The organism is Plantactinospora alkalitolerans (assembly GCF_015690345.1).
Taxonomy (GTDB): Bacteria; Actinomycetota; Actinomycetes; order Mycobacteriales; family Micromonosporaceae; genus Plantactinospora; species Plantactinospora alkalitolerans.
On record NZ_JADPUN010000224.1, the window covers coordinates 19,094 to 45,744 of the forward strand.

Consider the following 26,651-nt stretch of genomic DNA (forward strand, 5'->3'; position numbering starts at 1 on the left):
TTCCCCTCCCCGTAGTCCCCATCGCGAGCTAATAGATCCGAGCCACGTCCGACAGCAGGGCGAGCCGGCCGGCCCGCCCACAATCCCCACAGGGGCCCAGGTCGGCCGGTACGACCCACCCGTGGACCGTGGGCCGGTGAGTTACCGCGCAGGGCGGACACAACCGAGCCGACGCCGAGGAGCGGGCGAGCCCTCGCTGCCACCGGGCGTCGCTGCGGGACCGGAGCCGGTCGTCATGGTCCCGGAGACGGTCGATCAGCACGTCCTCCCGCACCTCGCCGGCGCGATCCCGGCGCAGCGGCAGACGACCGACGAGCAGAGGGCTGCCGTCGTCGGCGTAACTGACCACCACGGGAACGGACCGGCGGTGCAACCGACGTTCGGCACGCCGGCGGCCCGAGTGGCCGCCCACGACGACGACCTCGGCACGTAGACCAGAGGTCGCAGTCGTCATCCGGTCCGAACCCCGGGGAACGATCACACCCACCTGGCGGGGGGCGAGAGTCGACGGCAGCGCCAGGCCACGGTGGTCGCGGTGATGCATCGCCGCCACGGCGAGGATCTTCCCGGTGAAGCCGACGTCCACCACCTCACTGGTGGTTCCGAGCGTGCTGCGGTAGTGCTCGGCAAGGGCGTAGATGGTGGCGAGGACGGTGAGCCGGCCATCCGGTAGGCAGGAGAGAACCAGCAGGGTCCGCTTGCCGTACGGGGCCGACACCGGCGGTGCGATGCTGAGCACCGGCAGGCCGGCGTTCCGGATCACCGCCTCGGTCGCCCGCCGCCAGCGGTCCATGGCGTCGGGCAGTTCGTCCGGCTCCACGAGCTGGTTGGCCTGCACGGCCGGCCAGATGTGGCAGTCGCGGAAGACCGGCGTGGCGCCCCCGGTCAGGGTGCGGACCAGACCGCCGACCGCCACCACCGCGCGCCGCGTTCCGGCCGCGGCGAGCCGTGACACGTTGAGGTGGAGGTTGTCCGGCCGGAATACCGTGGGCTCGGACAGTCCGGGCACCTGGGCCGCGTAGGTATTGGTGTAGTCGCCGAACACCGCGCGGTATCCGGCCGTGGGAAGCAGGAAAGGGTGCTCGACCACGTCGGCCTCGGTGAACCGCCGTACCTGGGCGGTGAAGTGGTCGACGAGCAGACCGGCCGAGGTCAACCCGGAGCCACGCCAGACCGGGATGCCCTTGGCGATGGGACGTGCGGTGATCATCGCCGCGTCGGCCAGTGCGTGCAGGTGCGCGGTTTCAGCCATGCGCGTCCGCCACTTCGGCAGCGAGCCGTAGACACCAGCGGTCCCAGAGGCCCGTCACATCGCACTCGAACCCCGACACGGTCCCCCGCAGGGCCTCGGTCAGGCCGGTCGCCAGGTCGTCGAGCGCCTCCTGATCCGTGCCGAACGCCTGCGCGAGGACCAGGCGGTGGGTCTGCCGCCCGTTGACCAGGCCCCAGCCCAGCGAATAGCAGCGGGTCAGGCCGAAGCGGAGCCAGGGCCGGGCGACGAGGCTGAAGCAGGTGCTCATCGAACGCAGGGACCAGCTCTCTCCAGAGTCGGTCGTCACTTTGGTCGCATACTGATGATCCGTCGCGTTGTCGGCCGGCAACGCGGGGAGGGCCAGCAGTCGCTCGAAGGCGTAGCCGTCGAGAATCTCGGTCACCGGGTCAGCCGACGGCGGCATCGGTCAACTCCAGGGTGCGGGCGTCGGCGTCGACTGTGGCGTGGACGCCGATCGGCAGGGTCAGCATCGGATCGGTGTGGCCCAGGTCGACGTCGGCAACCACCGGTAGCCGCGTTCCGAGCGTTCGGCGGAGCAGCGCGCGCAACCGTTCGGGGCACCCTTCCGCTGCCCGGAATGGGCGACCGAAGAGCACGGCGGCGGCTGTCGTGAACACGCCGATCATCTCCAGATGAGTCAGCAGCCGTTCGATTTCGTCGATGTTCGCGCCGGCCGTCTCCAGGAACACCACCGCGTCGGTGAAGTCGGGCAGGTAGGGCGTGCCGGCCAGGGCACTGATCGTCTCGAGGTTGCCGCCGACGAGTGGCCCGCTGCCGCGACCGCCGCTCAGCCAGGACCAGCCACCGCTCGGCCGCATCTCCCGGGCACGGTTGTCGTCGACGTCCCAGGCGTGGAACTCGTCGGTCCAGGCGTCCGGTGCCACCAGCCGGCCGGCGGGCCGGGACCGGCCGACCACCGACCACAGGCGTTCCGCGGTGTAGGGCAGCACCATCGGGAACTCCCCGAGTTCCGGCAACAGGGTCGGCCCGTGGAAGGTCACCACCTGCGCCTGCGCGTAACATCCGAGCAGGATGGCGGTGATGTCGCTGTATCCGCAGATCACCTTGGGCCGCTCACGTAGTGCGGCGAAGTCCAGGTGGGGCAGGGTCGCGTTGCTGAGGTGTCCGCCGATGCCGACGAACACCGCCCGTACTGTCGGGTCGTTGATGAAGCCGTTCAACTCCGCGGCCCGGGCCTCGACGCCGCGCTCGGCCGGATCCGCCGTCCGCGCCATCGGACCCACGACAACCTCGAAGCCCAGCTCCCGCAACGCGGCCACACCTCGCGCCAGCCGACCAGGGGTCCGGGACGGTCCGGACGGCGTGGCGACGGCGACCACGTCGCCGGCCCGCAGTCGCGGTGGTAGCCGCAACTCCTGCTTCATCGTGCGTCCCTTCCGCGCCTCATCGGCACCGCAGCACCCATGTCTCGCGTTGGGTTGTGGCGCTGACCGGCTTGTCGCTGTAGTCGTCGACGACCTCTTCGACGGTGAATCCGGCAGCCCCGGCGGCCGCCCTCACCTCCGAATGGTCGAACCAGCGCTGCACGTGCCGTTCGGTCCGGCGCCGATATGCCTCGGCATCGGCCACGAAGATCGAGATCAGGAATTCGGTGGTGCGGGCCTGCCGATCGGTGCGGTTGCGCCAGACGTACGCGAAGTCGCCGAGGTCGTCGCCGTAGTGGCTGTCGCCGAAGACGTCCTCCAGCTTGTGCCGGGTGTTCAGGTCGAACACGAACAGCCCGCCCGGCCGTAGCGTCTCGCCCACCCGGACGAACGCACGAGTCAGCTCGTCGGCGCCGGCCAGGTAGTTCAGGCTGTCGAAGGAACACACCGCCACGTCGAAAGCCGCCGGTTCACCGAGCGTGGCCGCGGGCAACACCGCCCGGTCGAAGCGAACCGTGGGGACCTCCGCGCGGGCGACGGCCAGCATCGCCTCGGAACCGTCCAACCCGACGACGTCGTGACCGTGGGTGGCGAAGAGGCGGGCCAGGCGGCCGGTACCGCAGCAGATGTCAAGCACCCGCGCAGGGCCCTCGGTCGGCAGCCGCTCCAGCGTGAACCGGGCCCAACCGGCGTAGTCATTGTTCGCCGTCCAACGATCGTAGACGTCGGCCAGGCCGTGGTAGAAGGTTGTCATCATCCACCCGCCGGCTTGCTGACCTTGATGAGCAGGTTGATGCCGCGCTCCGACCAGGCCGGGTCCGCCGAGGCGGAGAGCTCCGTCTCGAGCGCGGCCTGAAAGAACTCGGGGTCCTGCAGAGAGCGGGAAATCTTGCTCTCGCCGGTGTACGGGTACCCGAAGTCCTCCGGTCCGGGGTGGGCAACGCACGTCACACCGAACGTGCGGTGCACCTCCAGGCCGGCGGTGTGCGCCAGGTCCGTCAGTTCCTGAGCGGTGTAGACCCGCAGCGGTGGGACGCTGGGTGACCACTGCACGACCCGCTTCTGGTAGAGGTTGCGGATCTCCTGGGCCGTGGTGGTGCCGTCGCTGAGTTTGGACGTGAGCGCGGTGGAGAGTGAGTGGCTCATCAGCAGTCCGACGCCGCCCGGCTTGAGCACCCGCGCGAGCGTGCGGAAGACCTGCTCAGGATCTTCCAGGAAGCTCAGCACGCCGTACGTGGAAATGATCGCGTCGAAACCGTCCGTGGGTAGCTCTGGGGCGTCGTGCAGGTCGGCCAGGACGAGATCCACGGAGGTGGAGCCGGCGTTGGCGAGGTTGCGTTCGGCCTGCGCCAGCATGGTCTCGGACTTGTCGGCCACCGTGACCCGCACACCCAGTTCGCCGGCGAGCCAGAGCGCGAATCGACCGGTCCCGCCCCCGGCGTCGAGGACCCGGTCGCCGGGCTCGACGTCTAGGTGCCGACGGATGAGTTCCTTGATCAGTTCATCGGAGAGCGACCAGTAACGTGCCTCGTAGAATCCTTCGACGTTTTCGGCGTACGGCGTGAAGAACTGCTCGAACTGCTGCTCGGTCATCAATGCCATGTCAGGCCTCCTCGGTGCGTCGAAGTCGTTGGTTCAGCAGGGCTGAGGGAGGTGCGGTCAACGTGCGGAGGTACTCGCCGTAGGGGAGGTCGGTCGGCATCGGCCGCAGCTCGACCTCCTCGGGGATCTCGGTGATGCCGGCGTCGGCCCAGTCGGCCGTCAGTTCCGGCCAGTCCGGCGTGCGCGGCCACCCGTGCGGGTGCGCGAACTCGGCCCGCATCGGCTCACTGGTCAACTGGTAGCGGACGTCGCCCGAGAGGCGCACGCTGTGGGAGGTGTTGTGACCTCCCGCGTGCACCATCAACGAGTGGAAGAGCACTACGTCGCCGAGCTGGTAGTCCGTGGTGGCCCAGCGTGGATCGTCCGGTCGAACGGGCAGGTACAGGGGGCGGGCGCCCCCCGCTGCGGGATCGGTGGGCAGGAACCCGTCCAGGTGAGAGCCGGGTATCAGGCGAAGACCCTGACAGTCCGGCGTGGTGGGGGTGAACGGGATCCAGGCCGTCAGCACGTCGGTGGCGACGTGCAGCACCACGAAGTCCTGGTGGGCGCGGGTGAACATCCGGCTGGCGACGCTGGGAGGTGACACCCGTAGCACCCGCGCCGGGTGACAGAACACCTCGCCGTCGAGGACCTCCGACACCAGCCGCAGGATTCGCGGATGGAGAGCGACGCGGTGGAATTGCTCGACCCGCTGCACCGCCGGGTACACCGTGGCGAACGAATCACTGGTGAAGGCTAGATCGGGTCGGGCGGCCGTCAGGGTCACCGGATCGGTGACCCAGCCGACGTCGACCAGCGCCTTGCCGATCAGCTCCTGAGTACGGACGATCGGGTCGACGTCGAGGAAGCCCGGCAGATAGACGTATCCGTCCTCTACCAGATGTTTCCGGACGGCGTCGGCATCGCCGACCAGGTCGGCGGAACGGCGCAACTCACGCATCCCGAACGCTCCTGGATCGGGTCATGGATTGATCGCCTTGCCGTTCTCACGAGGCAGGAGCTGCATGTCGCGGATGTCGTCGTGACGCAGCAACCACATGAAGAAGCGCTCGACGCCCAGGCCGAAGCCCGCCGTCTCCAGCGGCACGGTCTCCTTCATCCGGACGTACCAGTCGTACGCCTCGCTGTCGACCTGGTGCAGGCGCAGGGCGGCCAGCACCTGATCGCGGTTGGTGTGGCGCTGTCCGGCGCCGACGACCTCCCCGGGACCGAACAGCAGGTCGGCGTTCACCGCCCGCCCGTGCTCGTCCTGCGCCTGGTAGAACGGAACGGCCAGATGGTCGTAGTGGGTGACCCAGAGGAACTGACCACAGCGGGCCATCAACTCCTGCTCGCCCTCGCGGGTCAGCGAGCGCCACCCCCCATGTCTGACGATCCAGCGTGGATCGTGGCCGAGCAGGTCGGCGGCCTCGTCGAAGGTGAGACGTCGGAAGGGTCGGGCGTCGTGGAGCAGCCGGTTGAGGTGGTCGAGATCGCCGGTGATCCGGCTGATCGTCGCGCTACACGTCGAGGCCAGCGCCTGCGCCAGATACCGCAGGTAGGCCTCGACCACGGTGAGGACGTTGTCGAGGTCGCCTGGCAGTTCGGCCTCCGCGTGCATGAACTGGGCGAGGTGCGTCCGGTCGGTGCTCTCGCCCCGGAAGGACGGCATCACGTAGTAGGCCCCAGCCGGAGCGAACCGGCACAGGTACTCCAAGCCGAACTGCATTGAGTCGGCCAGGTAGGTCCGCACGCCGAACATGTCCACGGCGACCGGGAGCGAGTCACTGCCGAGACCCATCGGTGACGACACGGAAGAGGTGGTGAGTGGAAGGAAACCGAATCTCGCCCGGCGTGCGGACCAGAATGCCACCGTCGCGCTCGTGAAGGCATCCTGCAGTTGGGCTAGACAGTGGTACCAAGGGCTCTCGACGGCCTCCAGGAAGTGCGTTTCCGGGCGCCGCCACGATCCGGGTGCGCAGACGGTGCTCCGAGCCGCGCTGATCGAATTCTCCAAATCGAGTGGCTGGTTCCTGATCATTCGTCCCCCATGTACTTGTTTATTGGAACTGACGGACGTCAACCCCAGTTGGTGTCGCCGCGTCGGATTCCGGTGGGCGGTGCACACTCGTTCTGCATCGGAACGCACTCCTGACTCATTCGCTCGCTGTGATGAGCGACGCTCGGTCGTCGGCGACCGCCGCGCTCTGAGAGAAGAGAACCAGGGGGCGCTTTCGTTTCCTTGTCCTGCGGCTTAGGCGGCGCCACACCGTTTCCTTCGCCGCGCAATTGGCTTGCGAAAGGGTGATCACGGTGGCAATGCTCACCGGGCACGACCGTCAGCAGCCGCGTTTCGGCAGGTGGGAAAACGGGCAGTCCTGCAGAGATGCCCCGGGACGGTGCCTACGTGCCCGTCCCGGGGCATCCTCAACCGGCCGGTTAAGGGATCCGATACTGCTGCGATAAGGCCGGCGCCGACGCCGTTATGGGCGGACGACGCGCTGCTGAGCGGTGCCCTCGCCTGCCGTCAGTCCAGGCCGGGGTTCGGCAGCCGGGTCACCACGTGCATGCTCCAACGCCGGTGCCCCGCAGAACCGATCAGGGCGCCCTGATCACCGGCGAGCCCGGCCAACCGCGTCGCGAGGTCCGAGATCAGTGAATGCCACCCGGGGTGCCGCTCGGCCGCTGGTCGGTACAGCGAGACCACCAGTTCGCCAGCCGGAGCGACCAGTGCGAGCGCCTCGGCGAGAGCCCGATCCGGATCATCCAGGTAGTACAGCACCTCGCTGAGCACCACGACGGCGAACTGGCCGCGCACGGGTAGTTGTGCCAGGTTGGCGCAGACGAACCGCCGGTTCGGTCCGCCCGTCGGCGGTAGGGCGCTGTGCGCCCAGTCGACGCCGACGTAACGTCCGGTGAACCCTGCCGTTTCCAGATGGCGTGCCAGGAGCCCTTCGCCGCAGCCCAGATCCAGGACCTCCGTCGCGCCGGCGGTCAGGATGCGGGCCACGATCGCCTGGTAGCGAGCCGCCTCGTCGGGCTCACCGAGGTAGCGCCAGCGCCCCCGGCGGTACTCCTCGTTCCACTCCCGTCGGCCGACGGTCGGTACGCCACCGGCCGGGGAACCACCACTCATCGGAGCACCGCCGGAGCGACCGGTGCGGGGGTCCCGACGGCGATCTCGGACAGCACCCCATCGGCGGCGGCCAGGGCGAAGTCGATCTGCTCCTCCTGGTGTGCGGCACAGACGAAGTTCACGTCGCGGCGCATCAGCACCCCCCGCCGGGCCATGCCGGCGAGGAATGCCTCGGCGGTCCGGGCATGCTCGGTGGGATCGGCGGAGAACCGCAGGCAGGGCATCGGATCGTAGCCGAATACGAAGTTCGGCATACCTCGCCTCCGCGCCGCCGCGTTCAAGCCGGTCCGCAACCGGCGGCCCAGGCGGGCGATCCGGCCGTAGTAGTCGTCCGTCGTGTACTCCTGCAGCGTCGCCTTCATCACCTCGAGTGAGAGAGCCTCGCCCGCGAACGTGCTGGACACCCGCTGCGTGGCGAAGGCCGACATGATGTGACGCGGACCGGCGACCGCCGCCAGGGGCATTCCGGCGGCCAGGCCCTTGGAGAAGCAGAGAAGGTCCGCGGCCACCCCGCGCAGTTGACCGAGCCCGCCCGGAGCGAGTCGGAATCCGGTGACCACCTCGTCCAGGATCAGTAGCGTGCCGGTCCGGTCGCACAGCTGCCGAACTCGTTGTAGTAGCGCAGCGTCCAGTTGCCGGTGGTAGGGGGTGGACACCATGACGGCCGCAAGCTGGTCGCCTCGCCGGTCGAGGTCGGCGCAGAACTGTTCCTCCGCGTCGGGGGAATCCAGGTGGGTCCGGCGGGTCAGGGCGGCGACGGACGGCGGTATCCCCGGTGCCGATCCCATCAGCTGATCGTGCCAACCGTGATAACCGACGAGCAGCACCGCATCACGGCCGGTCAGTGACCGGGCCAGCCGGATCGCTGCGGAGCACGCCTCCGCTCCGGTCTTCAGGAAACGCACCATGTCGACGCCGGGCACCTGGGCCGTGAACGACTCGGCCGCACTGACCTCCGCCGGAGTCGGCAACGACAGCAGGACGCCACGGCCGGCGCGTTCACGCAGCGTGTTCGAGACCGCGGGATGGTTGTGTCCGAGCGTCGCAGCCCCCAGCGCGCAGACGAAATCGACGTACGCCTGGCCGTCCACGTCCCAGACGACCGCGCCGTCACCCCGTTCGAGGTACGTCGGATAGGCGCCGGGCGCGAAGTTCTCCGGCCGTTTGTGATATGTGTGCGTCATGCCCGGCGTGACGGCCATGGCGCGGTCGGCGAGCTGCTGCGACCGGGCCAGGCGCAGCGGGCCGCCGGGCTGGGGTCGCACCGCCGGCACAGCGTGGGCGGTACGTTGCTCGGGCGATATCGCGCGGTGGAGCCGGCGGGCGCGCATCCATTCCCGCCCGATGTCGTGGGCTACGATGTCCCGCGTCCACAGCACATTGTGCCGCTCGTACGAGCCCTCCGCCACGATTTGGTCGCGGACCCGTTCGTCCGGACATCGGGCCGGGTCGGTGCCCGCGAGCGCCCGAGCCACCGTGGCGGACCACCGTGATCGTCGGTGTACGTGAGGGGCGAGCGGCATGAAGTACGCCGCCCAACTGGCCGGCTGCAACCGCAGCAACTCGCAGCGGGCGCCCCGCACCGGTGTGGCTTCCTCGGGAGAGTCGAAGGTCCCACCCCGCGCGGTGTGCGAGTTGCCGAAGACGATCTGGGTGCTGTCCTGTTCGTACAGGTCGGCGACGAGACCGTCGAGGTCCAGTGGTGCCCGAAACTCCCAGTCGTCCTCCAGGTGCACGCCGATTGGCGCGGTGGCCGAGGCGAGCAGCACCGACAACGCGCCGGACAACCCGACGGGTCGGGCAAAGCGCTCGACACGGCTCGCCGCCACCTGCGGATAGCGCTCCGGCAGCGTCCGTACGAATTCGCACGTCGCGGCGATCTCGCCCTCGTCCACCCCGTAGGCCGGGTCCACCGTGAGAAACACGTGGAACGAGCCCGTGAAGGAGACGTTACGGAAGAAACTTGTATAGGTGCGAACCAGGGTGTCCCGGCCCACGGAAGTGGTGGTGAGGTCGATCCGATCGGTACGGGATGACGACTCGGGTGCATCCGGCACTAGTGAACCCTCCTGACGTGCGGATCTGCTGGCAAGCGGTTGAGAGAGCGCGGGGCCGGACATCACCCGGAACCGGCGCGGAGGTGCTGACCGTCCGGTACGGCTCAGGACATCGCTGGAATGCTGCCGGCTGCCTCCAGACGGGCTCTGAGCGATGCGAGAACCTCCTGGACGCCGTGCGCGTTGCAGCCGTGGAGGGCCGAGATGCCGCGCTGCCAACTCGCCCGTGCCGAGTCCCCCGCCCCCTGCTCCGTCTGCATGTCGCCGTAGACGAGGAGGGTCCGAGCGACCCAGAGGGGAACGTCGACCTCACGGAAGAGACGCAGCGCTCGCTTGAACCAGTCCGCCGCCCGGGGCGGATCGGCGTTCTCCTGGTGCAACGTCCCGAGGAGGTAGCAGACCCGGGCGGTGGTGAGGCGGTCCCCGGTCACCTCGATCAGAGCGTACGCACGGCTCATCAGCGACATCGCCTCGGCATACCGGCCCCGCCGTGCCAACACCGCGCTGCGGCCCACCAGCGCGTGCACCTCACCGATCCGGTCGCCCACCGGGCGGGTCAGGTTCAGCACGCGTTGGTAGTGGATGTCCGCGGAGTCGAGGTCACCCTGCTCCCGGCACAGATCGCCCAGCCGGTGGCTCACCTGTGCCAACACCCGGCGGTGACCGGCCTCCTCAGCCAGGCTCCGGGCGACGCCGAGGCAGTGTTGCGCCTGCGCCGACTCGTCCCGGTCGAGGTGAATCTGGGCCATGCCGCTGAGGACGTGCGCCTCACCGATCTGGTCGCCGACCGCTCGCAGTACGACCAGCGAGTGCTCGTACTGGTCCTGCGCGGTGTTCAGGTCGCCGCGGACCCGGTTGACGAAGGCCAGGTTGCGGATGGCCAGCGCCTCGCCGTGTGCGTGGCCGAGACCGTGGAACAGCGACACGGCGGTGCCGAGGTGCTCGACAGCCTCCTCGAGGTCGCACTCGACGATGCTCAGCGCGCCGAGCGAGTAGAGCATCGCGGCCTGACCGAGCTGGTTGCCGGTGCGGCGCACTGCGGCCAGTGCCGTCTCGTGCGTCGTCCGCCAGTCGCCCAGGTAACCGTGCGCTTCGTACAGGGTCACCGCCAGCAGGGCAAGGTTCCAACAGTGGTCGTCGCTGCCGACCTCGGCAGCATGGCGGACCTCGGCGAGGATGGATTGCCGCTCCAGTTCGAACCAGCTGAGTGGGTTGACCACGAACCTGTCGGTGACCGCCGCCGGCATCGCCCATCTCGGCGCCGGCCCCTGGATCATGGTTCCGTAACCCCCGTACTCGCGGTGGTAGGCGTTCTCCGCGAGCCAGAGGCGGGCGGCGAAGACCCGATGGAGGGCGTCGAGTTGGGCGTCCTGCGGTTCGGCGGCATGTTTCTCACGGGCGAAGGTCCTGATGATGTCGTGCATCCGGAACCGGGTCTGCACCGTCTGGCCGTACGTGACGGGCTCCGCCTCCAGCAGCCGGCTGTCGGCGAGGTTCTCCAACAACTCCTCGGCCTCCTCGATCGGCACGTCCAGCAACGGAGCGGCGACCCAGCTGGGGAAATCGGCGGTACGCAGCGTGCTGAGCAGCTGGAACAGCCGCTTCGCGCGGTCGGTCAGCGCGTCGTACGTGACCGCGATGCTGGTACGCAGCCGCAGGCCGCCGTGCTGGAGTTCGTCGAGCCGGTGCTCCTCAAGAGCCAGTCGGTGGTTGAGCTGCTCGATTCGCCAGTGCGGCCGGGCGGCTAGTTTGGCTCCGGCGATCCGGATGGCGAGCGGTAGCTCCTCACATAGCGCCGCCAGTCGCCGCACCTGCGACGGTTCGGCCGCCACCCGGTGGTAACCCACTATGGCGGCGAGCAGGTCGGTGGCGTCCTGCTGTGAGAGCGACCCCAGCTCGTAGTGTCGTGCGCCGGTGAGGCCGGTCAGCCGCAGCCGGCTGGTCACCAGGACCGCACAACTCGCGCTGCCCGGCAGCAGTGGAATGACCTGCTGCTCGCTGGTGGCACCGTCGAGCAGGATAAGGATGCGGCGGCCGGCGATGCGGTTGCGGTAGACCTCGGCGCGCTCGTCCTGCCCGTCCGGAATGGCCGAGCCCACCACGCCGAGCGCTCGTAGAAAGCGCTCCAACAGGTCAGCCGGGGTCACGGGGTTCATCCCCGCGCCGTCCAGGTTGACGTAGAGCTGGCCGTCGGTGTAGGCGTCGCAGATTCGGTGGGCGACGTGGATTGCGAGGCTGCTCTTCCCGGTGCCCGCCCGTCCGGATAGTGCGATGACGGTCCCCGGGCCGCCCCGCATCGTTTCGGTGAGCGTGCTGACGAGCCGCCCATGGCCGGTGAAGTCGGCGATGTCCGTGGGCAACAGGTGTGGCAGGTCCACCCGACGGTTCGAGACGTTCATGCGTTCGGAGTCGGATCCGGCCGTGGTCTGGAGGATCTCCGGGGCGGTCGGGACGACGTTGACCACCTCGCCGGGCGGGTCGCCGGAGAGGATGACGGACTCCAGCCGGCGCAGCTCCTCGCCGGGCTCGATGCCCAGCTCCTCAATGAACATCCGGCGGGTCGCCCGGTATGTCTCGAGCGCCTCCGCCTTGCGACCGCCATGGTAGAGCGACAGCATGAGGTGCCCGCGTAGCCGCTCCCGCAGCGGGTGTTCGGCCACCAGCCCCATCAGTTCGCCGATCAGACTGCGGTACTGACCGAGGGCGAGCTTGAGGTCGATGCTGTCCTCCAGGGTCGCCATGCGGCACTCGTCGAGCCGGGCGGCGGACGTCTGGATCACCGGGCTGTTGATGCCGGCGAGCGGGGAACCGCGCCACAGGGACAGCGCGGTGTTGTAGGCGGCGGCCGCCTCGTCGAGTCGCTGCTCCGCCACGGCTCTGCGGGCCCGTTCCTCGCAGCGGTTGAATTCGTGCAGGTCGAACTGGGCATTGCCCAGGTACAGGGCATAACCGGGTGGCCGGGTGACGATCGAAGTGGTCACGCCCGTCGCAGCGAGAATCCGTCGCAGACTCGAGATGCATATCTGGATCTGTCCTCGCGCGGTCGCCGGCGGCCTGTCGTGCCACACCGCGTCGATGAGCCGGTCGACGGCGACGACCCGCTCGGCCTCCAGCAGCAACATCGCGAGCACGATCTGTTGCCGCGCCGCGATCGCCGGCGACCCGCCCACCGACCCCCGGATCTCCAGGGGCCCCAGAATGGCCAACTGCATCTTGCTCATCTCCCCGTTTGACTTTCCGTGGCTGCGCACTGGCCGGCCCACCCTGGCCAGCCGCCTTCGCGGTGCACGACCAGCGCGCTGCCGAACGACGGGCGGCCAGGCATGCCGCCCCCGTGGTCGGCAGGCGGCTCAGGTGGCGATTCGGAGCGACGTCACTCGAGACATGCTCGGTGAACGGACCCACACGGCAGCCACGCCGGGCCAGTTTCTGCCGAACGCCTCGTCGACACTGTCGAGGCCGGCGCGCAGGATCTCCCGCGCCGCCCGCGCGCCCAGGCAGTAGTGCAGGCCCCTGCCAAAGGTGAGGTGGCTACGACGGGGCCGTACCTGGGACACCAGGTCCGGATCGTCGTACGCTTCGGTGTCCCGGTTCGCCGAGGCCAACACCAGGATGACCCGAGCGCCCCGCGGAATGACGTCTTCGCCGACCTTGATGTCCGCCAGCGCAGTCCGGGGCGCGAAGTGGAACGGGCAGGCCAGTCTCAACACCTCGTCGACCACCGCCGGTGGGTCGTGCCGGAAGGCCGTGAGGAACTGGGGGTCGTCCGTACCCAGCGTCATGCCGTGGGCCAGGGCCGTGCAGGTCGGTTCCAGGCCCCCGGTGAGCATTTGGGTGAAGACCGCCAGCAGATCCTCCGGGTCCGCGGTCCCGCTCTTCAGCAGATCGACGAAGCGGCGCGCCAGCGGACCGGAACCGTCCCGGAGGTACGTCGTCACGAAATAACTCCGCAGGTCGCGCAGGGCGCGGTCGGCGGTTGCCACGACGTCGGCACGGTACCGGTCCAGAGCGAGGTAACCGACCAGTTCACGTCCCCAGGCGGCCACCGGGTCCTGGTGCTCGGCGGCGATACCGAGCAGCCGGGAGACCGCTGCGGTCACATAGGGTTCGACGAAGCTCGTGACGAGTTCGGCACCGGGCTCGTGGATCGCCGTGGCGTGCTGCGCCGCCAGTCCGGTCAACTGCGCCTGCCACTCGCGCAGCGCGGCGGCGTTCAAACTGTGGGTGAAGGCGGATCGCAGAGTGGCCACGGTGGGACCGTCGTCAAAGACCAACCAGCGGCGGAACAGCTCCTCCAGGGCGGTCACGGTGGCGAGTTCGGCCGGGTCGAGGTCGCTCGTCGCCGCTTCCGACGAGCGCGGCCCCAACCGGTTGTCCAGCAGCAGCCGTGACACCTCGGCGTAGCGTGGCACGAACCAGATTCCGGTCTCCGGATCGTGGTGTACCGGGCCTGCAGCCCGTAGTAGGGCGAAGGTTCCCGGTGGGTCGTCGGCGATGTCGCGAAACAGGTGGGCGGAGAGCGACACCCCACTCACGTGATCGCCAGCTCCGATGGGACCCGGTGGGGGTGGCGCGGCGGTTGCGGACTGCTACTCGACGCCGGTGTCCCCGGCCTGATTCCCCCGTTAGAGAACTGCATCAATGTAAGATAGCTCGACTGATCATCCGGGCGCTACCCGTCCGACGGCGACGGGAGGGACCTCGTGGAGGTCGGTGTTTCCCCACCAGCAGAGGGGCGTCGGCTGCTCCGCGCCGAGGCCAGCCGGCGGCCGTGGCAGGCGCTGCCGGCCGGGTTCCAGACTGCCGTGGCCGACCTGTTGGGCGCGACCGTGGCGATGTCGAGCACTGAGTCCGGTGGCTTCTCCGGCGGCGTGGCGGCGCGGGTCGGCTGCACCGATGGCAGGCGGGCCTTCGTGAAGGCCGTCCCGATCGAGGACGATGCCGGCGCCGTCGCTCTCTATCGGAGGGAAGCCGTGATGGCCGCCGCCTTACCGTCCCACCTGCCCGCACCCCGCCTGCTCGGTTGTGTCGAGGCGGACGGTTGGCTGGGACTGGCGTTCGAGGAAATCGACGGGCATTGCGTCGCCCTGCCGTGGCGGGACGCGGAGCTCCGACTGGTGAGCGCCGCGGTGGATGAGTTGTCCGGGTTGGGCACGCCATGCCCCGTGGCGGCGGCCGAGCCCTGGGGCGGCGCGCCGGACGGTTGGGAGTCCTGGCGGTCGATCGCGGTGGACCCCGGGGCGGTCACGCTGCCGACGTGGTGCCGGGGCCGGCTGAACGATCTCGTGTCGCTGGAGGACCGGCTGGCGGAGGCGGTCGATGGTGACACCCTGTTGCATTCGGATCTGCGCTCCGACAACATCATGCTCACCGCGGACGGGATCCGTATGGTCGACTGGGCGTGGGCCGCCCGCGGGCAGCCCTGGATCGATCAGTTGATCTTCTGTCTCTGTGCTGCGGTGCAGGGAGCCGATGCACCGGATTCGATGTTCCTCGCCAGTCGGTGGGGTCGCCGGGCCGACGCCGCCGCGGTGGACTCCGTCCTTGCCGCCCTGGCTGGCCGCTTTCTGTTGGCCGCGGCGTCGGATGCGCCGGCCCCCTGCGGCCTGCGGGCATTTCAGCGGGAGGAGGCGCGGGTGAGCCTCGAATGGCTAAGCTCTCGCACCAAGTGGGGCTGATCGATGTCAGGCGGTCGCCCAAGAGCGCTGCTCCACACATCCACGCGTTCACCACGGGGGAAGGACGACAGGCCATGACCGATCAGGCAGTCACCACGGGACAGCCGGCCATCGACCACGACGAGCTGTCCGAGGTGGTCGCCCGGCTTCGTGATCCGCGGTGCCCAGCCACCGGGACGTTGACGTTCGGTGGATTTACCATCGAATACGTCTCGCCGCAGGCGTGCGCGTCTACCATCGAGCTTCTCTTCGATCAGCGGATCTACGACGTCGGCCCGTTGCGCGGCCCCGAGCGCATCATTGACGGTGGAGGGTGGATCGGACTGAGCACCTTGCGGTTCCGTTCGCTCTACCCGGATGCCCACATCACCGTGTTCGAGCCCGATCCGGAGCTTTTTGCCATCCTGTGCCGCAACATCGAGCGGAACGGGCTCACCAACGTGCAGCCGGTCCAGGCGGCGCTGGCGGGCCGCGCCGAGCAACGCGCGTTCATGGCGTCCGGAAGCGACAACGGCAGTCTCGTGGCCGCGCCGTGGTCAAGTACGTCGATCCAAGTACCCACAATTCCGGTCAGCGGCTATGTCGACCCTTCCGTATCTCTGCTCAAGCTGAACATCGAGGGCGCGGAGGCCGATGTCATCGCGGAGCTGGGCAGCCGGCTCGCGTCGGTCGACCAGGTGCTGATCGAGTACCACGGGTTCGCCGAACTGCCACAGAGCCTGCACGAAATTCTCGCGCGGCTGGATCAGAACGGGCACACGTACATCGTCAGCCACTTCAACGCCACGAACCGGTCGTGTGTGCCGCCGCTGCGCCTGGACCGGAACTACAGGTACTTCCTGCTGATCTATTCCCGCCGGCTGTCGGACTGACGGGCGCGCTACGGGATCGACCAGGGGACGGTGTCGGCGGTCAGGATGCGTAGACCGGTGACGCTCCAGATCGCCACCGAGTGGCTGACCACGAGGACCGGTCCTCGACCGACCTGTCGGCGCAGCGCCGCGTCGACCCGGGTGCGCAGGTCGACGACGTCCTCGAAGTTAGGTCCGTCGTGCTCGTCCGGTCGGACACCGGTCCACATCGCATACAACGCGCGGTCGACGACCTCCATCGGATGAGATCGTCCGCTGACATCGACACACCACTCGCGCAGATCGATCTCGACCTCGAGCGTGAGTCCCAGTTCGACCGCCACCAGATGGGCGGACTGCATGGCCCGGGTCAGTGGCGAGCTGACCACCCGCCGGATGCCGAGTCCGGATATGGCCCTGGCCTGCCGCTCCACCTCGTCGATACCGTGGGAGGTCAGTGGTGCCAGGTCGGTGGCATCGGCTCGGGAACCGGCCGGCGTCGTCGGCCACGCCGTCTCGCCGTGCCGCATCAGCAGCGCTCCGGATCCCGGCTGCCATGCCGGCGGCGCCCGCCGGGCCACCGGCGGTGCCGGAACGGATTCGGCGGTCTGCCGGACGCCCTCGGGAGCCAGCGACGGTATCGCGCCCGGGGATCCGGCAGTACGGCCGCCAACCGTGGCAGCACCTCGCCCGTCGTGAAGGCTCATATCCTCATCCCTAGCTGTCGCCGTCGCATCAAGGGAACGCGATGGCGCTATCGTCACGCCTTCGCCTCGCTTTGCGTACGCCAGCCTTCCGGTTGCCCGGTGGTGCATGAACGGAACGGGGGCGCGAATCGTGGCCCAACGCTGTACCTGCCGAAAATGTCATCCGGGCAGGTCAGGCCGCATGTTCGTACTCGTGCAGGATGCCGCCGAGGCGGTCACGACGACGGATGTTCAGGCGGTCGAGCCTGTGCGGGTCGGTGATTGGTTCGGGTAGCGGTGTGAGTGGTCGGACGTTGGCGATTCCCTGATGCGGGCGGTGCTCGTTGTAGAAGATCTCGTACTCGCGCAGCGCATGCGGTAGGTGCCGCTGGTTAAGGATCAGTGTCCGGTCGAGGAGTTCGCGGCGGCGGGTCCGTACCCAGCGTTCCATGATCGCGTTCATCCGGGGTATCCGGACGCCGGTGCGTACCACGGTGATGCCGGTGTCGGCGAGAATCGTGTCGAACGCGGCCGGATACTTGCCGTCCCTGTCGCGGATCAGGTACTTCACCGGGCAGCCCGCGTCTTCGAGGTCCATGACCAGGTTGCGGGCGATCTGGGCCACCCACGCCGCGGTCGGGTGCGCAGTCGCACCGAGGATCCGGACCCGGCGGGTGGCATGGTCGATGACCGCGAGGATGTAGAGGCGGGCCCCGGTCAGCGTGGTCGTCTCGAAGAAGTCGGCGGCGATGACGGCCTGTGCCTGGGTGCGCAGGAACGTGGCCCACGTGCTGGTGGTGCGCTCGGGTGCCGGATCGACACCCGCCTGGTGGAGGATTTCCCAGACGGTGGACGCGGCGGCCTTGACGCCCAGCACGAGCAGTTCGCCGTGGGTCCTGCGGTATCCCCAGGTGCTGTTCTCCCGGGCCAGGCGCAGGACCAGCCGGCGGACCGACCGGGCGGTTCGTGGCCGTCCGGCCTGGTCGGGCCGGGAACGCCGGGCGTGCCGGCGAGCGGTCAGATCCCGGTGCCAGCGCAGGACCGTGTCCGGGCTTACCAGTAGCCGCAGGTGGTTCAGTACGCCGCGCGGTAGCGGGTGTAGTAGGACTGCCAGCCACGCCCGGTCGGCTGGGGTGAACCGGACCCGGTCACTGTGCAGTTGTCGTTGCAGGACCATGATCTGGTGCCGCAGTGCGAGGATCTCTGTGTCCTTGTCGCGGTCACTCGTCGGCAGCAGCCGTAGTAGGGCGAGCGCATTGGTCACGCCGAGGTACGCCAGTCGAAGCAGTACACCTCATCGTCGCGCGGTGCTCGACGCAGACGGAACATCGCGATCCAGCCGAGAGGTTCCGCGTCTCCACCGGCGGCTTTCACATCGATCATGAAGATGGCTGTGGCCAGGACGGATGAGATTGTCGGCATCCACACCGCCGTCCCGATGGCAGCGCCCGACGATCATCCGTAGCCGGTGGTCGCCGCCGGGGTGCCAGACCCCGTGGTCACCCCACCCGACGGCGCAGACAGAGGAGTTTTCCGCCCGCGTCCACGCCGACGATCTCCCAACCACGACTCTCCAAGAGCTCTGCGGCGGACAGCAGCACATCCACCCTGGCCAGATCGCTGGGATGGATGTTCGTGTCGGCGTAGAACGACGACAGCGCGATAACCAGGTAGATCAGCGAAAACGGGTAGCTGTCGAGCGACACCCGACCGGAGAGAACATCATCAGCCTCGAAGATCCGAGGCGGGCGCGGCAACATCAAACCAATATGCCATCACTTCTCAACAGCACAGCAGTGCCCGGAAATCTCGGACTTGTCGCAACCGCATGGTTCCTACCAAACAGGCCGCCCTCAAGGTCCTCTACCTGGCCGTGGTCAGCCTCGACCCGACCCCGTCGCAGGCCTGGCTCGCGGCCCACCTGGACAATCCGTTCCGCGACTGGGTGGAGGACTCCAAGGCATTCGGGCAGGCCGCCTGCGTGGCATATACCCGTGCCTGGCACGCCGTCGGAGCCATCGCTCCCGAGGCATCTGATCGGCTGGACGCCGCGGAACGCGTGCTACGCGGATTCGTGGCTGATCTCAACGCGATCAACGACAAGTACGGCCTGATCGACACGCTGAACCGCGAGCACGCGTGGGACGTCTTCTGCGACCTGGCCAAACGCCTCCATGTTCCTGAAGCCCAAGCAGATAGGTGGTTCGAGGACGGGCGGCGATTCTGAAGGCATGATCGCCTCGATCAAGGCCGACCTTGTACTCTCCACCGCGTCGGGCCAACCCGCGACCAGTCACACGCATGCTCATCGGCATGAGCCCGAGCCCGACACGTCAAGCGGCGTACGGGAAGTGATGAGGCGCCGGTACGCGAGGCGCACGATCGGGCGGCAGATCCGGACGTCGATCGACATGAAGGCCGGCCACGGAATGTGACGGCTCCGGCTGGCGGTGGCGTCGCGTGGTCGGCAGCGGCCAGAGATAGCCAGGGCGCGTCTCGTGTCCGCAGGGTTGGTTCGTGTTCCGGAAGTAGGTTGTGGGCGTGGCCGGCTTTGGTCGTCAGGTGTTCCGCTACCGGCTGGACTTCGGTGGCGGTGAGCGCGAGGTCCTGTCGTTGTTGGAGGCGGACTGGGTGGTCCGGCATGGATTGAATCCGGAGGCGGTGATGGCAATCGTCCGTGAGGGCGCCGACTCGCACAGGCTGGCGGTGGCCGATGTTCGGGAGAACGGCGCGTTCCTTCGCCTGCTGTCGAGGGTCATCTTCGAGAACATCGGCCGGTGCGACGGCGTTCGGCGCCAAGCGGCGGTGCAGGGCAACGGCCACGTCTACCTGCTCGATACACGGATAGGCGATCCGAGCGGACGGGTGCCGCCCGATGACATCATCGGTGAGGTCGAGGTCCGTTACGGACGGCCCGTGGCAGGCTCGTATCGCCACAACCGCGACACCGACTACTCACGGTAGCAGGATGGTTCGGCCTACCCGAGGTCATCGAAGCGGCGCTGCAGCACCGGCTACACGCCAGGAGCACTGACGAGCGCATCTGAACGGCAGGACGCCGTCGCAGGCAACAGACGGGCTGCACGAAACCGCGCCAGACCGCCGCAAGGTAGGAGATGTTGACGGTGGCGCTACCCGAGGCTGGTCATGCTGTGTAGGCGCTCGGAATGCGGCATGAGCGAGTGTCTCGACTGGCGGGCAGGAACCTGCGTTGGAGGTGCGAGCGAGTACCAAGGTGGGTGAGCGGCGAGTGGCCCCTGCCCGGCGCATGCCGCAACTCCCGCCGTGCGCCCACGCCGTCGGCCAGCGGGTCGCCGAGCGGCTTGGTTTCACCGTAGACATGCGCCCGGGTACTCGGTGCCTGCCAGCATGGTGGATCCTGGTTGACGTGGACCACGATCTGTTGACCGCTGTAGCGCCTCGCGAGAAGCGGAGGTCGGCGTTGCATGAGTGACTACGACGTGTTTCTCGCTGACTGCCCCGCCCGCACGACGCTGGATCTGGTGGCTGACACCTGGTCGGTCGTCGTGGTGTTCGGCCTGGGACGCGGTCCGCAACGCTACAGCGATCTCCACGACCGAATCGGCGGGATCAGCAAGAAGATGCTCACCCAGACACTGCGCAAGCTGGAGCACAACAACCTTGTGGAGCGACGAGTCTTGGCTACCGCGCCTGCGGGCGTGGAGTACCGACTGACCCAGCTCGGGCAGAGCCTGCTCGGGCCGGTGTCGGTGCTCGCCCGGTGGGCTGAGGAGCACGCCGACGAGCTTGTTGACGACGACAGCTTCTGACCAGGCAGGGAACCGGATGGTGCCCTACGTCCGCCTAGCGTTGCCGTCATGAGAATTGGTGTTCTTGGTGCCGGGGTGATGGCCGACGCGCTCGGCGCTCGGTGGGCCGCCGCCGGCCACGAGTTGATGGTCGCGGGTCGGACGGCGGGCAAGGCCGAGGCATTGGCCCGGAAGTGGGGCTGCCGCGCCGGAGGCTTCAGGGAAGTGGCCGAGTTCGGCGATGTCGCTCTGATCGCAGTCCTTTACCAAGGCATGCCGGCCACCCTGGCCGAGATTGGCGAAGCGCTGCGCGGCAAACCGATCGTCGACTGCAACAACCCGGTCGAGATCGAGCACTTCACTCTGGTCACCGAACCCGGTCGGTCGATGGCACAGGACATCGAGCTGGCGACCGGCGGACACGTCGTCAAGGCGTTCAACCTCTGTGAGGCGCGCGTGTGGCAGATGGATCCGCCGATGTTCGACAACCGTCGTCTGGTGGTGCCCTACTGTGGTGACCACTCCGCCGCGCTGGACATGACGCGACATCTCATCGCCGACCTCGGCGGTGAACCGGTGCCGATCGGCGGCCTCCGGCATGCTCACCACCTTGAGGCGATGGCTGCGGTCGTGATTTCGTTGCTGTTCGGCGGACGTGATCCGTACACCGTCTTCAACCTCGTTGACCGCGCCGCCGTCAGTATCGACGCGTAGCTGAATCCGCCGGGACATCGCTGGCCGACAGCCGAAGAGCTGTCGGCCAGCCCGTCGAGATGCGTCTCCACGAACGCACTGTCATCGGCATGTCAGTGCGCCTCGAGCCGGCCTTCGCGGGGATGCGCTGGGGGAGCAGACTGGGAGCAGGGCCGTGCTCCCAATGGCGCTGAACGGCGTCCAACAGCCTTGACCTGCACGTATCATCCCCTGCCCGACCTGCGGCCCTCGCGTCACTGCTGGTCAGAGCGTTGCGGACCGTTCGTTGGCACGGAAGAGGTCACTGGTTCAAACCCAGTATCGCCCACCAGTTATATAAGCAGGTCAAATGGTTCGTTACCGGATCTTCGGTAACGAACCATTTCATAGTTGCTCCTTACGGTGGGAGCAAATTGGGAGCACATGATCATCTACGGCGGCCAGGCCGAGCGATGGATGATGTCGTACGGGAAGGCCTGCCTCAGGCCCGGTCCGGTGAAGGCGCCGTCGGGGCTGCTTCGCCGACGTGGGCCGCGCTTGCCGCGGCCCGGTTCTCGCGGCGCTCACCGGGTGACAGGTGGTTCGTCGACGAGACGTACGTGAGGGTGAACGGCGTCTGGCGGTACGTGTATCGGGCGGTAGACCAGTACGGGCAGGTCATCGACGTGCTGGTATCGGCTCGCCGTGACGCTGGCGCCGCCCGGCGGTTCTTTCAGCGGGCGCTGTCGACGTTGAAGGTGACACCCAACGAAATCGTCACCGACGCCGCCTCGGTCTACCCTGCCGTGCTCGACGAGCTGATTCCGTCCGCGTGGCACCACGTCGAGCGGTACGCGAACAATCCGGTCGAAGCTGATCACAGCCAGTTGAAACACCGGTTGAGACCGATGCGCGGGCTACGAACGGACCAGACAACACAGGTGATCATCGCCGGACACGCCTTCATGCAGAACCTCCGCCGTGGCCACTACGAACTCGCCATCGACACCCCACCCGCTCTGCGGGTCGCAGCAGCGTTCGCCGAACTCGCCCAGGCGATCTGACCGCCCCTCCGGCACGAGCCTGACGCGTTTCCGATGCCGCAACGCAACGGCGCCCGTGGGGCCGGCTACAGCATCTCGGCGCACGCCGGGCGCAACTGTTGGTGGAGACTGGGCGGCAGGTCCAGCAGATGCGGGCCTGGGTACGACCGAGACCGTCAAGGTCGGAGTCCACGAGCTCAACGTGTTCGGGAAAACTACATCCTGGCCGTCGATAAGGGCATGATCACTCCATAGTCTGGTTGCTGGGCGTGCAGTAAGGAGCGGGCGAAATCAATAGATCTCGCCCGCTCCTTCTTGTGGCGCATTCAGCACGTCTCGAGAGTGCCTATGCTGGCTACCGCACCTTCAACTTCTGATAGTTGGCGGCGTAGGGCTGGTAGGTCGGGTTGCCGGAGTAGGCAACGTGGACCTGGTAGGACCCGGGCTGCAGATCGCCGGTCTGCAGTTCGACGACGACTTTACCGTCCGTCAGTGGCACGACGTGCACCGTGCCGCCGAAGGTGACGGTGACCTCGCCGGTCGGGGTCGGAGCGTGGTGCTTCGGCCCGCCCGCCGGCCCAACCGGGTGATGCTTCGGGCCGCCTGCCGGCTCAACAGTCACGTTCAACCGGAACGCTCGCCCGCGGACAACCGACGGCGGCGCGGCTGTCGCATGGACCTTGACGGCGGCCGGGCCGGAGGGCACCTCGAACGACGCCGTACCTTCCGACGCCTTCAGGTAGTCGAAGCCGAGGTACTCGGCCTTGACCGTCCGGGCACCCGCAGGCAAACCCGTCGGCAGCGTGACCGTGGCCGCGCCGTCGTTCAGTTGGGCGAGTTTCGACCACGAGCCGATGCTGAACCGCACCTGACCGCCGGTCTCGAACCTGTCAGCTGCCGTGACCGTCGCGGTGGCCGTAGTCGTCTGGGCCCCGCGCGCGTACGGCTCGACAGCCACCTCGGTGGTGGTCGTGACGTCGCTGTTCGGGATCCCGCGGATGTCGTTCCACTCGCGGACGGTCAGCGGGATCACGGTGCCGTGACGCGGACGGACGACACCCGCGTTGGTCATCGTGATCGCCTTGGCGTTCCAGGTCGGAGCCTCGATGTTCTCGTGGCACGCGGCCTGGTAACCCCCACCGTTCGTGTACCGGTCACCCCAGAGGTAGAACTGGTCGGGGCAGGCGGTGTCACCGGGGTTGGCCTTGAAGACGACCGGTCCCTCGTACCCCTGGTTGGCGGCCCACGTCGAGCGCCCCAGAGCCGGCGCGACCAACGTCCAGCTGTCGATGTTGCTGTCCAGGAAGTCGGTGTGCTTCTCCGAGAAGATGTCCGAGCCCTGGTTGCCGGCCTCGTTCTTGGTCACCCGGTAGTAGTTGTCACCGACCCGGATCGCGGTCGTGTCGATCCGCGACAGCGGAGCCGGGTTCTGCCAGACCTGGGGAGCGGAGAACGTCTGGAAGTCTCGCGTCGCGGCGTACCACATCTGCGCGTTCCCCTGACCGGTGCGGTTCACGGGGTCGTTCCACAGTGACTGGGCCCAGAACACGACGTAGGCGCCGATCTCCTCGTCCCACAGCGACTCTGGTGCGAAGGCGTTGCCCGCGTCGCTGGGCGCAATCTTCACGTGCCGCTGAGGGGTCCAGTTCACCAGATCGTGCGACTCGAACACCTCGATGTACTGGGTGTCGTTGATGGCGTATCCACCCTGGTCGTACCAGTTCAGGTCGGTGGCGATCATGTAAAATGTGTCGCCGTCGGGTGAGCGGACGATGTGCGGGTCACGAAGCCCCTGGTCGCCCAGCTGGGAGATGAGTGAGGGTCGACCTCCGGTCAGACCAGTCCAGTCCAGAGCGGTGTTTCCGTTGGATGTGGCGAACATGATCTGCTCGCCGTCGGCAATTCCCTCACCCTTGAAGTACCCCATGAAGTACCGCTCGTACTCCTCGGAACGCGGCATGGCGGTGATGGTCACCGGGAACGACTTCTTCTGCTTGGCCCTACCCTTGGTGATGGTCGCCGTCAGGGTGGCGGCAACATCCTTATGGCCGAAGGCGGGGCGGCTGACCTCACCCGTCGGGGTGACGAGGCCGGTGGTCGACTTCCAGGTAATCGTGGATCCGAACTCGCCCTTGGCAGCGAGGTCGAGGTTTCCGCGTACGTCGTCGGTGGCGTCCAGGGCCAGGTCGAAGGTGTCACGGTCGACCGCCTGCGCGTTGTCGAACTCGGCCTTCACCACGACCGGGATCTCCCGGGTGGTGACCTCTTGGGCACCCTTGCGGACAGTCGCCGTGAGCGTGACTGTCGCGTCGGGCTGCCCCTGCGCGGGCCGGGTGATCCTGCCGGTCACCGCAACCTTGCGTGCGCTGGCGAGGGCTGGCGGGGTGTAGACCTCGACGACCGACGGGTCCGAACTCATCCAGGTGATGGCCGAGCCCGCCACGGAGCCCACCTTGGGCAGAACGATGTCGTGTACGACCGCACTGGTCAGGCCGAGGTCGATGGCGGCGGCGTCGGCGCGATTGCCGTCGGAGACGGTCCTCTCCGCCAGGGCGAGTCTCTCGTCGAGACTCACTGCCCGGTCGTACACGCGGAAGTCCCGGAGGGTTCCGCGGAAGGAGTAGTGGCCCGACGTCTGCGAGCGACCGAGGAAGTTGCAGTTGGTGCCCGCGGCGTTCACCGACGGTGCGGTGGTCAGGTTCGGCGACGTCGCGTGCAGCACGCCGTCGAGGTAGATACTGCCCGTCCAGCTCGTTCCGTTCGAGTTCAGTGACTGGGTGTAGGTGACATGCGTCCACGCTCCCTCGAGCATGCGGACCCGGTTCTGTTGAAGGTTTGTCGGACCCACCGCGACGCGGAACCGCTGGGTGTTCGACGCGAAGATGGAGCCCTCGGCGCCGGTGTCGACGTCGCACGAGCCGGATTTACGGCCAAAACCCCACATCTGGTGCTCGCCGACGTTCGCCGGGTCAACCCACACGTCATAGTCGACGGTGAGGTTGGACATGCCGGCGGTGATGTCGTTCGGCAGCGCCACGTACGCGCCGTCGAGGGCGCTCTCGTAGGAAGCGGGGTTGAACCTGACTCCTTCGCCGGTCAAGGTCGCCTTCTCGGGATTCACGAGCGTGGCGTTCGCCGCCGAGCCCGCGCTACCCGAGTTGACCAGCGTCGTCCCACTGGTCTCGTCGAGGGCGAAGTGGTGCACCAGACCCTCGTTGAGCTGCTCATCCGCAGCGTACGAGGGCGTCGCCGCGAACGAGGAGAGAAGTGCACCCAGTGCCAGGACCGCGACACCTCTACTCCTCCGACTCAACCCGAGACGTGGCCTCCGCTGTCGCAGTTTCAAATTGATCCTCCTTGACCGGTATCAGGTCTCCTCTAAAGTGGATGAGGTTTGTTAACGCTAACTACGGCGTGCTGCCAGGTCAACGACGTGTGTCGCGGCCCGAGGCAACGGATCCGTCATAGTCATGACTAGCCATGTTGTCGAGCGCGATGCGTCGACGACGGACTTTGACCAGGAGGCTGGGGGTGCTCTGACGGCCGCGCTCGCCTGTCCGGGAGCGCTACGTCAGCCACTCGCCGTCGACCATCAGATCCCGTCCTGCGATCTCGTTGACCTCGCGCCAGGCCTGGATCAGTTCCGGCCGGATGCGGAAGTACGGGTAGTTGCGCTGCCCGCGGGGTCGAACCCGGTCTCGGCCACGAACGCGTCCGCCACCTCGTCGGTGATCTCATCGACGACAACCCCGGATCCTTCGATCAGGACCACGTCGCGGGTCAGCCCGATCGTGAGCCGGACCCGGCCGCTGGCACGGAGATTGCGGGCCGTGGGGTTGGTGGCTGCCGTCGAGATCAACAGGGTATAGGCACCCTGTTGCCTAATTCTGGTTAGGCGGCGAGGGCGAGTTGTGGGAGGTGGGTCGTGCGGGTTCGGTCGAGGGTTTGCCGGTCCACCAGGCGCTGAGTCGTGTGAGGTTGATGGCGGTGGCGGCGAAGGCGTGTTCGAGGTGGACCTTGTCGAGGCCGGTGTAGCGGGCCTTGCGGATCCCGGTCAACGTGAGGGTTTGGTTGATGGTTCCTTCGATACCGGCCCGCGCGGTAGCTGGCTTCCAGTCGTCGGTGGTTTGCTCGGCGCGGGCGTACCTCAGAGCCTCGTGTAGGTGTCGGGGGCGGAGGGTGAGTTGCCGGCGGCGTTGTTTCGAGGTGGTGCATCGGGTCCGGACCGGGCAGGGTATGCAGGTGCTGGCGGGGAAGGTGACCACCATGACGTCCTCACCACGCTGGCGGGTTTCGTTCCACATCGTCGAGGTGGCGTTGCGCGGGCAGACGGCGTGTCTGCGGTCGAAGTCGATGGTGAACGCGTCGCGGTGGAAGCCGGTCTTGGCGCGGGCTTGGTGGGACGGTCGGCGCGTACCGGGGTCACCAGCCGCACCCCGTACCCGGTGCGGCAGGTGAGGATGTGTGGGGCGGAGGGGTAGCCGGCGTCCATCAGATGTTCGGCGGGAGGTAGATCCCG

24 protein-coding genes and 1 pseudogene are annotated in these 26,651 nt (G+C 67.8%); 7 read left to right on the forward strand and 18 right to left on the reverse strand.

Annotation, left to right across the window (positions count from 1 at the left end; genetic code table 11):
* Nucleotides 1–28: 28 nt before the first annotated feature.
* The 11 genes from I0C86_RS25135 to I0C86_RS45155 form a co-directional block, all read right to left on the reverse strand.
* Nucleotides 29–1,252, reverse strand: coding sequence for a hypothetical protein (locus I0C86_RS25135; protein WP_196203745.1), 1,224 nt, complete (start codon nucleotides 1,250–1,252; stop codon nucleotides 29–31).
* The gene (locus tag I0C86_RS25140; RefSeq protein WP_196203746.1) at nucleotides 1,245–1,655 is read right to left on the reverse strand and encodes a hypothetical protein; all 411 of its coding nucleotides are present in this window, start codon (nucleotides 1,653–1,655) and stop codon (nucleotides 1,245–1,247) included. Before I0C86_RS25140 ends, I0C86_RS25135 begins: the two co-directional genes overlap by 8 nt.
* 4 nt (nucleotides 1,656–1,659) lie before the next feature.
* Nucleotides 1,660–2,658: a S66 family peptidase gene (locus I0C86_RS25145; protein WP_196203747.1), complete on the reverse strand. Its 999-nt coding sequence runs from the start codon at nucleotides 2,656–2,658 to the stop codon at nucleotides 1,660–1,662.
* A 19-nt stretch (nucleotides 2,659–2,677) separates the two neighbouring features.
* Nucleotides 2,678–3,415, reverse strand: coding sequence for a class I SAM-dependent DNA methyltransferase (locus tag I0C86_RS25150; RefSeq protein ID WP_196203748.1), 738 nt, complete (start codon nucleotides 3,413–3,415; stop codon nucleotides 2,678–2,680).
* Entirely contained in the window at nucleotides 3,412–4,260 is an 849-nt protein-coding gene (locus I0C86_RS25155) for a class I SAM-dependent methyltransferase (protein WP_196203749.1), read from the reverse strand. Before I0C86_RS25155 ends, I0C86_RS25150 begins: the two co-directional genes overlap by 4 nt.
* A 1-nt stretch (nucleotide 4,261) precedes the next feature.
* Entirely contained in the window at nucleotides 4,262–5,200 is a 939-nt protein-coding gene (locus tag I0C86_RS25160) for a phytanoyl-CoA dioxygenase family protein (protein WP_196203750.1), read from the reverse strand.
* A 21-nt stretch (nucleotides 5,201–5,221) separates the two neighbouring features.
* A complete protein-coding gene (locus I0C86_RS25165; RefSeq protein ID WP_323373836.1) occupies nucleotides 5,222–6,052 on the reverse strand; it encodes an amino acid--tRNA ligase-related protein in 831 nt (276 codons plus the stop codon).
* A 714-nt stretch (nucleotides 6,053–6,766) separates the two neighbouring features.
* Entirely contained in the window at nucleotides 6,767–7,375 is a 609-nt protein-coding gene (locus I0C86_RS25170) for a class I SAM-dependent methyltransferase (RefSeq protein WP_196203752.1), read from the reverse strand.
* Nucleotides 7,372–9,432, reverse strand: a complete 2,061-nt coding sequence (locus I0C86_RS45150; protein WP_323373837.1) for an aspartate aminotransferase family protein — start codon at nucleotides 9,430–9,432, stop codon at nucleotides 7,372–7,374. Before I0C86_RS45150 ends, I0C86_RS25170 begins: the two co-directional genes overlap by 4 nt.
* A 104-nt stretch (nucleotides 9,433–9,536) precedes the next feature.
* Nucleotides 9,537–12,653 (reverse strand): AfsR/SARP family transcriptional regulator, encoded by a 3,117-nt coding sequence (locus tag I0C86_RS25180; RefSeq protein WP_196203753.1) that lies wholly within the window; start codon nucleotides 12,651–12,653, stop codon nucleotides 9,537–9,539.
* A 129-nt stretch (nucleotides 12,654–12,782) separates the two neighbouring features.
* Complete coding sequence (locus I0C86_RS45155) at nucleotides 12,783–13,967, reverse strand: cytochrome P450 (protein ID WP_196203754.1); 1,185 nt, start codon at nucleotides 13,965–13,967, stop codon at nucleotides 12,783–12,785.
* A 270-nt stretch (nucleotides 13,968–14,237) separates the two neighbouring features.
* On the opposite strand from I0C86_RS45155, the gene I0C86_RS25190 reads away from it, so the two are divergent.
* Nucleotides 14,238–15,110, forward strand: a complete 873-nt coding sequence (locus tag I0C86_RS25190; RefSeq protein WP_196203755.1) for a phosphotransferase — start codon at nucleotides 14,238–14,240, stop codon at nucleotides 15,108–15,110.
* Between the two features lie 74 nt (nucleotides 15,111–15,184).
* Nucleotides 15,185–15,982: an FkbM family methyltransferase gene (locus I0C86_RS25195; protein WP_196203756.1), complete on the forward strand. Its 798-nt coding sequence runs from the start codon at nucleotides 15,185–15,187 to the stop codon at nucleotides 15,980–15,982.
* Nucleotides 15,983–15,990: 8 nt separating this feature from the next.
* On the opposite strand, the gene I0C86_RS25200 is transcribed toward I0C86_RS25195, so the two are convergent.
* The 4 genes from I0C86_RS25200 to I0C86_RS25210 form a co-directional block, all read right to left on the reverse strand.
* Nucleotides 15,991–16,668, reverse strand: a complete 678-nt coding sequence (locus I0C86_RS25200; protein ID WP_196203757.1) for a histidine phosphatase family protein — start codon at nucleotides 16,666–16,668, stop codon at nucleotides 15,991–15,993.
* A gap of 172 nt (nucleotides 16,669–16,840) precedes the next feature.
* Entirely contained in the window at nucleotides 16,841–17,911 is a 1,071-nt protein-coding gene (locus I0C86_RS25205) for an integrase core domain-containing protein (protein ID WP_323373838.1), read from the reverse strand.
* Nucleotides 17,908–18,030, reverse strand: coding sequence for a hypothetical protein (locus I0C86_RS44570; protein WP_255527816.1), 123 nt, complete (start codon nucleotides 18,028–18,030; stop codon nucleotides 17,908–17,910). The genes I0C86_RS25205 and I0C86_RS44570 overlap by 4 nt, the downstream gene beginning before the upstream one ends.
* Before the next feature lie 116 nt (nucleotides 18,031–18,146).
* A complete protein-coding gene (locus I0C86_RS25210; RefSeq protein WP_196203758.1) occupies nucleotides 18,147–18,407 on the reverse strand; it encodes a hypothetical protein in 261 nt (86 codons plus the stop codon).
* Between the two features lie 68 nt (nucleotides 18,408–18,475).
* Between I0C86_RS25210 and I0C86_RS25215 the strand changes: the two genes are divergently transcribed.
* The 5 genes and pseudogenes from I0C86_RS25215 to I0C86_RS25235 all read left to right on the forward strand — a co-directional run.
* On the forward strand, nucleotides 18,476–18,874 hold the full coding sequence (locus I0C86_RS25215) for a hypothetical protein (RefSeq protein WP_196203759.1): 399 nt from the start codon (nucleotides 18,476–18,478) through the stop codon (nucleotides 18,872–18,874).
* Nucleotides 18,875–19,188: 314 nt separating this feature from the next.
* Nucleotides 19,189–19,611, forward strand: coding sequence for a hypothetical protein (locus I0C86_RS25220; RefSeq protein WP_196203760.1), 423 nt, complete (start codon nucleotides 19,189–19,191; stop codon nucleotides 19,609–19,611).
* Nucleotides 19,612–20,093: 482 nt separating this feature from the next.
* Entirely contained in the window at nucleotides 20,094–20,438 is a 345-nt protein-coding gene (locus tag I0C86_RS25225) for a winged helix-turn-helix transcriptional regulator (protein ID WP_196203761.1), read from the forward strand.
* Nucleotides 20,439–20,486: 48 nt separating this feature from the next.
* The gene (locus I0C86_RS25230; protein WP_196203762.1) at nucleotides 20,487–21,131 is read left to right on the forward strand and encodes an NADPH-dependent F420 reductase; all 645 of its coding nucleotides are present in this window, start codon (nucleotides 20,487–20,489) and stop codon (nucleotides 21,129–21,131) included.
* 521 nt (nucleotides 21,132–21,652) lie between these two features.
* Nucleotides 21,653–22,153: pseudogene (locus I0C86_RS25235) on the forward strand (IS6 family transposase); the annotation flags it as partial.
* 334 nt (nucleotides 22,154–22,487) lie between these two features.
* On the opposite strand, the gene I0C86_RS25240 reads toward I0C86_RS25235, so the two are convergent.
* From I0C86_RS25240 to I0C86_RS25250, 3 genes are all read right to left on the reverse strand, one after another.
* Nucleotides 22,488–25,478, reverse strand: a complete 2,991-nt coding sequence (locus tag I0C86_RS25240) for an immunoglobulin-like domain-containing protein (RefSeq protein WP_196203764.1) — start codon at nucleotides 25,476–25,478, stop codon at nucleotides 22,488–22,490.
* A 291-nt stretch (nucleotides 25,479–25,769) separates the two neighbouring features.
* Entirely contained in the window at nucleotides 25,770–25,991 is a 222-nt protein-coding gene (locus tag I0C86_RS25245) for a hypothetical protein (protein ID WP_196203765.1), read from the reverse strand.
* 22 nt (nucleotides 25,992–26,013) lie between these two features.
* Nucleotides 26,014–26,586 (reverse strand): transposase, encoded by a 573-nt coding sequence (locus tag I0C86_RS25250; RefSeq protein WP_255527819.1) that lies wholly within the window; start codon nucleotides 26,584–26,586, stop codon nucleotides 26,014–26,016.
* Between the last annotated feature and the right edge of the window lie 65 nt (nucleotides 26,587–26,651).

Bases quoted from the DNA above. Each gene is read 5' to 3' on its own strand.
- I0C86_RS25135 (WP_196203745.1), bottom strand. From the start codon at position 1,252: ATGGCTGAAACCGCGCACCTGCACGCACTGGCCGACGCGGCGATGATC.
- I0C86_RS25145 (WP_196203747.1), bottom strand. From the start codon at position 2,658: ATGAAGCAGGAGTTGCGGCTACCACCGCGACTGCGGGCCGGCGACGTG.
- I0C86_RS25150 (WP_196203748.1), bottom strand. From the start codon at position 3,415: ATGATGACAACCTTCTACCACGGCCTGGCCGACGTCTACGATCGTTGG.
- I0C86_RS25155 (WP_196203749.1), bottom strand. From the start codon at position 4,260: ATGGCATTGATGACCGAGCAGCAGTTCGAGCAGTTCTTCACGCCGTAC.
- I0C86_RS25160 (WP_196203750.1), bottom strand. From the start codon at position 5,200: ATGCGTGAGTTGCGCCGTTCCGCCGACCTGGTCGGCGATGCCGACGCC.
- I0C86_RS25170 (WP_196203752.1), bottom strand. From the start codon at position 7,375: ATGAGTGGTGGTTCCCCGGCCGGTGGCGTACCGACCGTCGGCCGACGG.
- I0C86_RS25180 (WP_196203753.1), bottom strand. From the start codon at position 12,653: ATGAGCAAGATGCAGTTGGCCATTCTGGGGCCCCTGGAGATCCGGGGG.
- I0C86_RS25195 (WP_196203756.1), top strand. From the start codon at position 15,185: ATGACCGATCAGGCAGTCACCACGGGACAGCCGGCCATCGACCACGAC.
- I0C86_RS25200 (WP_196203757.1), bottom strand. From the start codon at position 16,668: ATGAGCCTTCACGACGGGCGAGGTGCTGCCACGGTTGGCGGCCGTACT.
- I0C86_RS44570 (WP_255527816.1), bottom strand. From the start codon at position 18,030: ATGATCGATGTGAAAGCCGCCGGTGGAGACGCGGAACCTCTCGGCTGG.
- I0C86_RS25210 (WP_196203758.1), bottom strand. From the start codon at position 18,407: ATGTTGCCGCGCCCGCCTCGGATCTTCGAGGCTGATGATGTTCTCTCC.
- I0C86_RS25215 (WP_196203759.1), top strand. From the start codon at position 18,476: ATGGTTCCTACCAAACAGGCCGCCCTCAAGGTCCTCTACCTGGCCGTG.
- I0C86_RS25225 (WP_196203761.1), top strand. From the start codon at position 20,094: ATGAGTGACTACGACGTGTTTCTCGCTGACTGCCCCGCCCGCACGACG.
- I0C86_RS25230 (WP_196203762.1), top strand. From the start codon at position 20,487: ATGAGAATTGGTGTTCTTGGTGCCGGGGTGATGGCCGACGCGCTCGGC.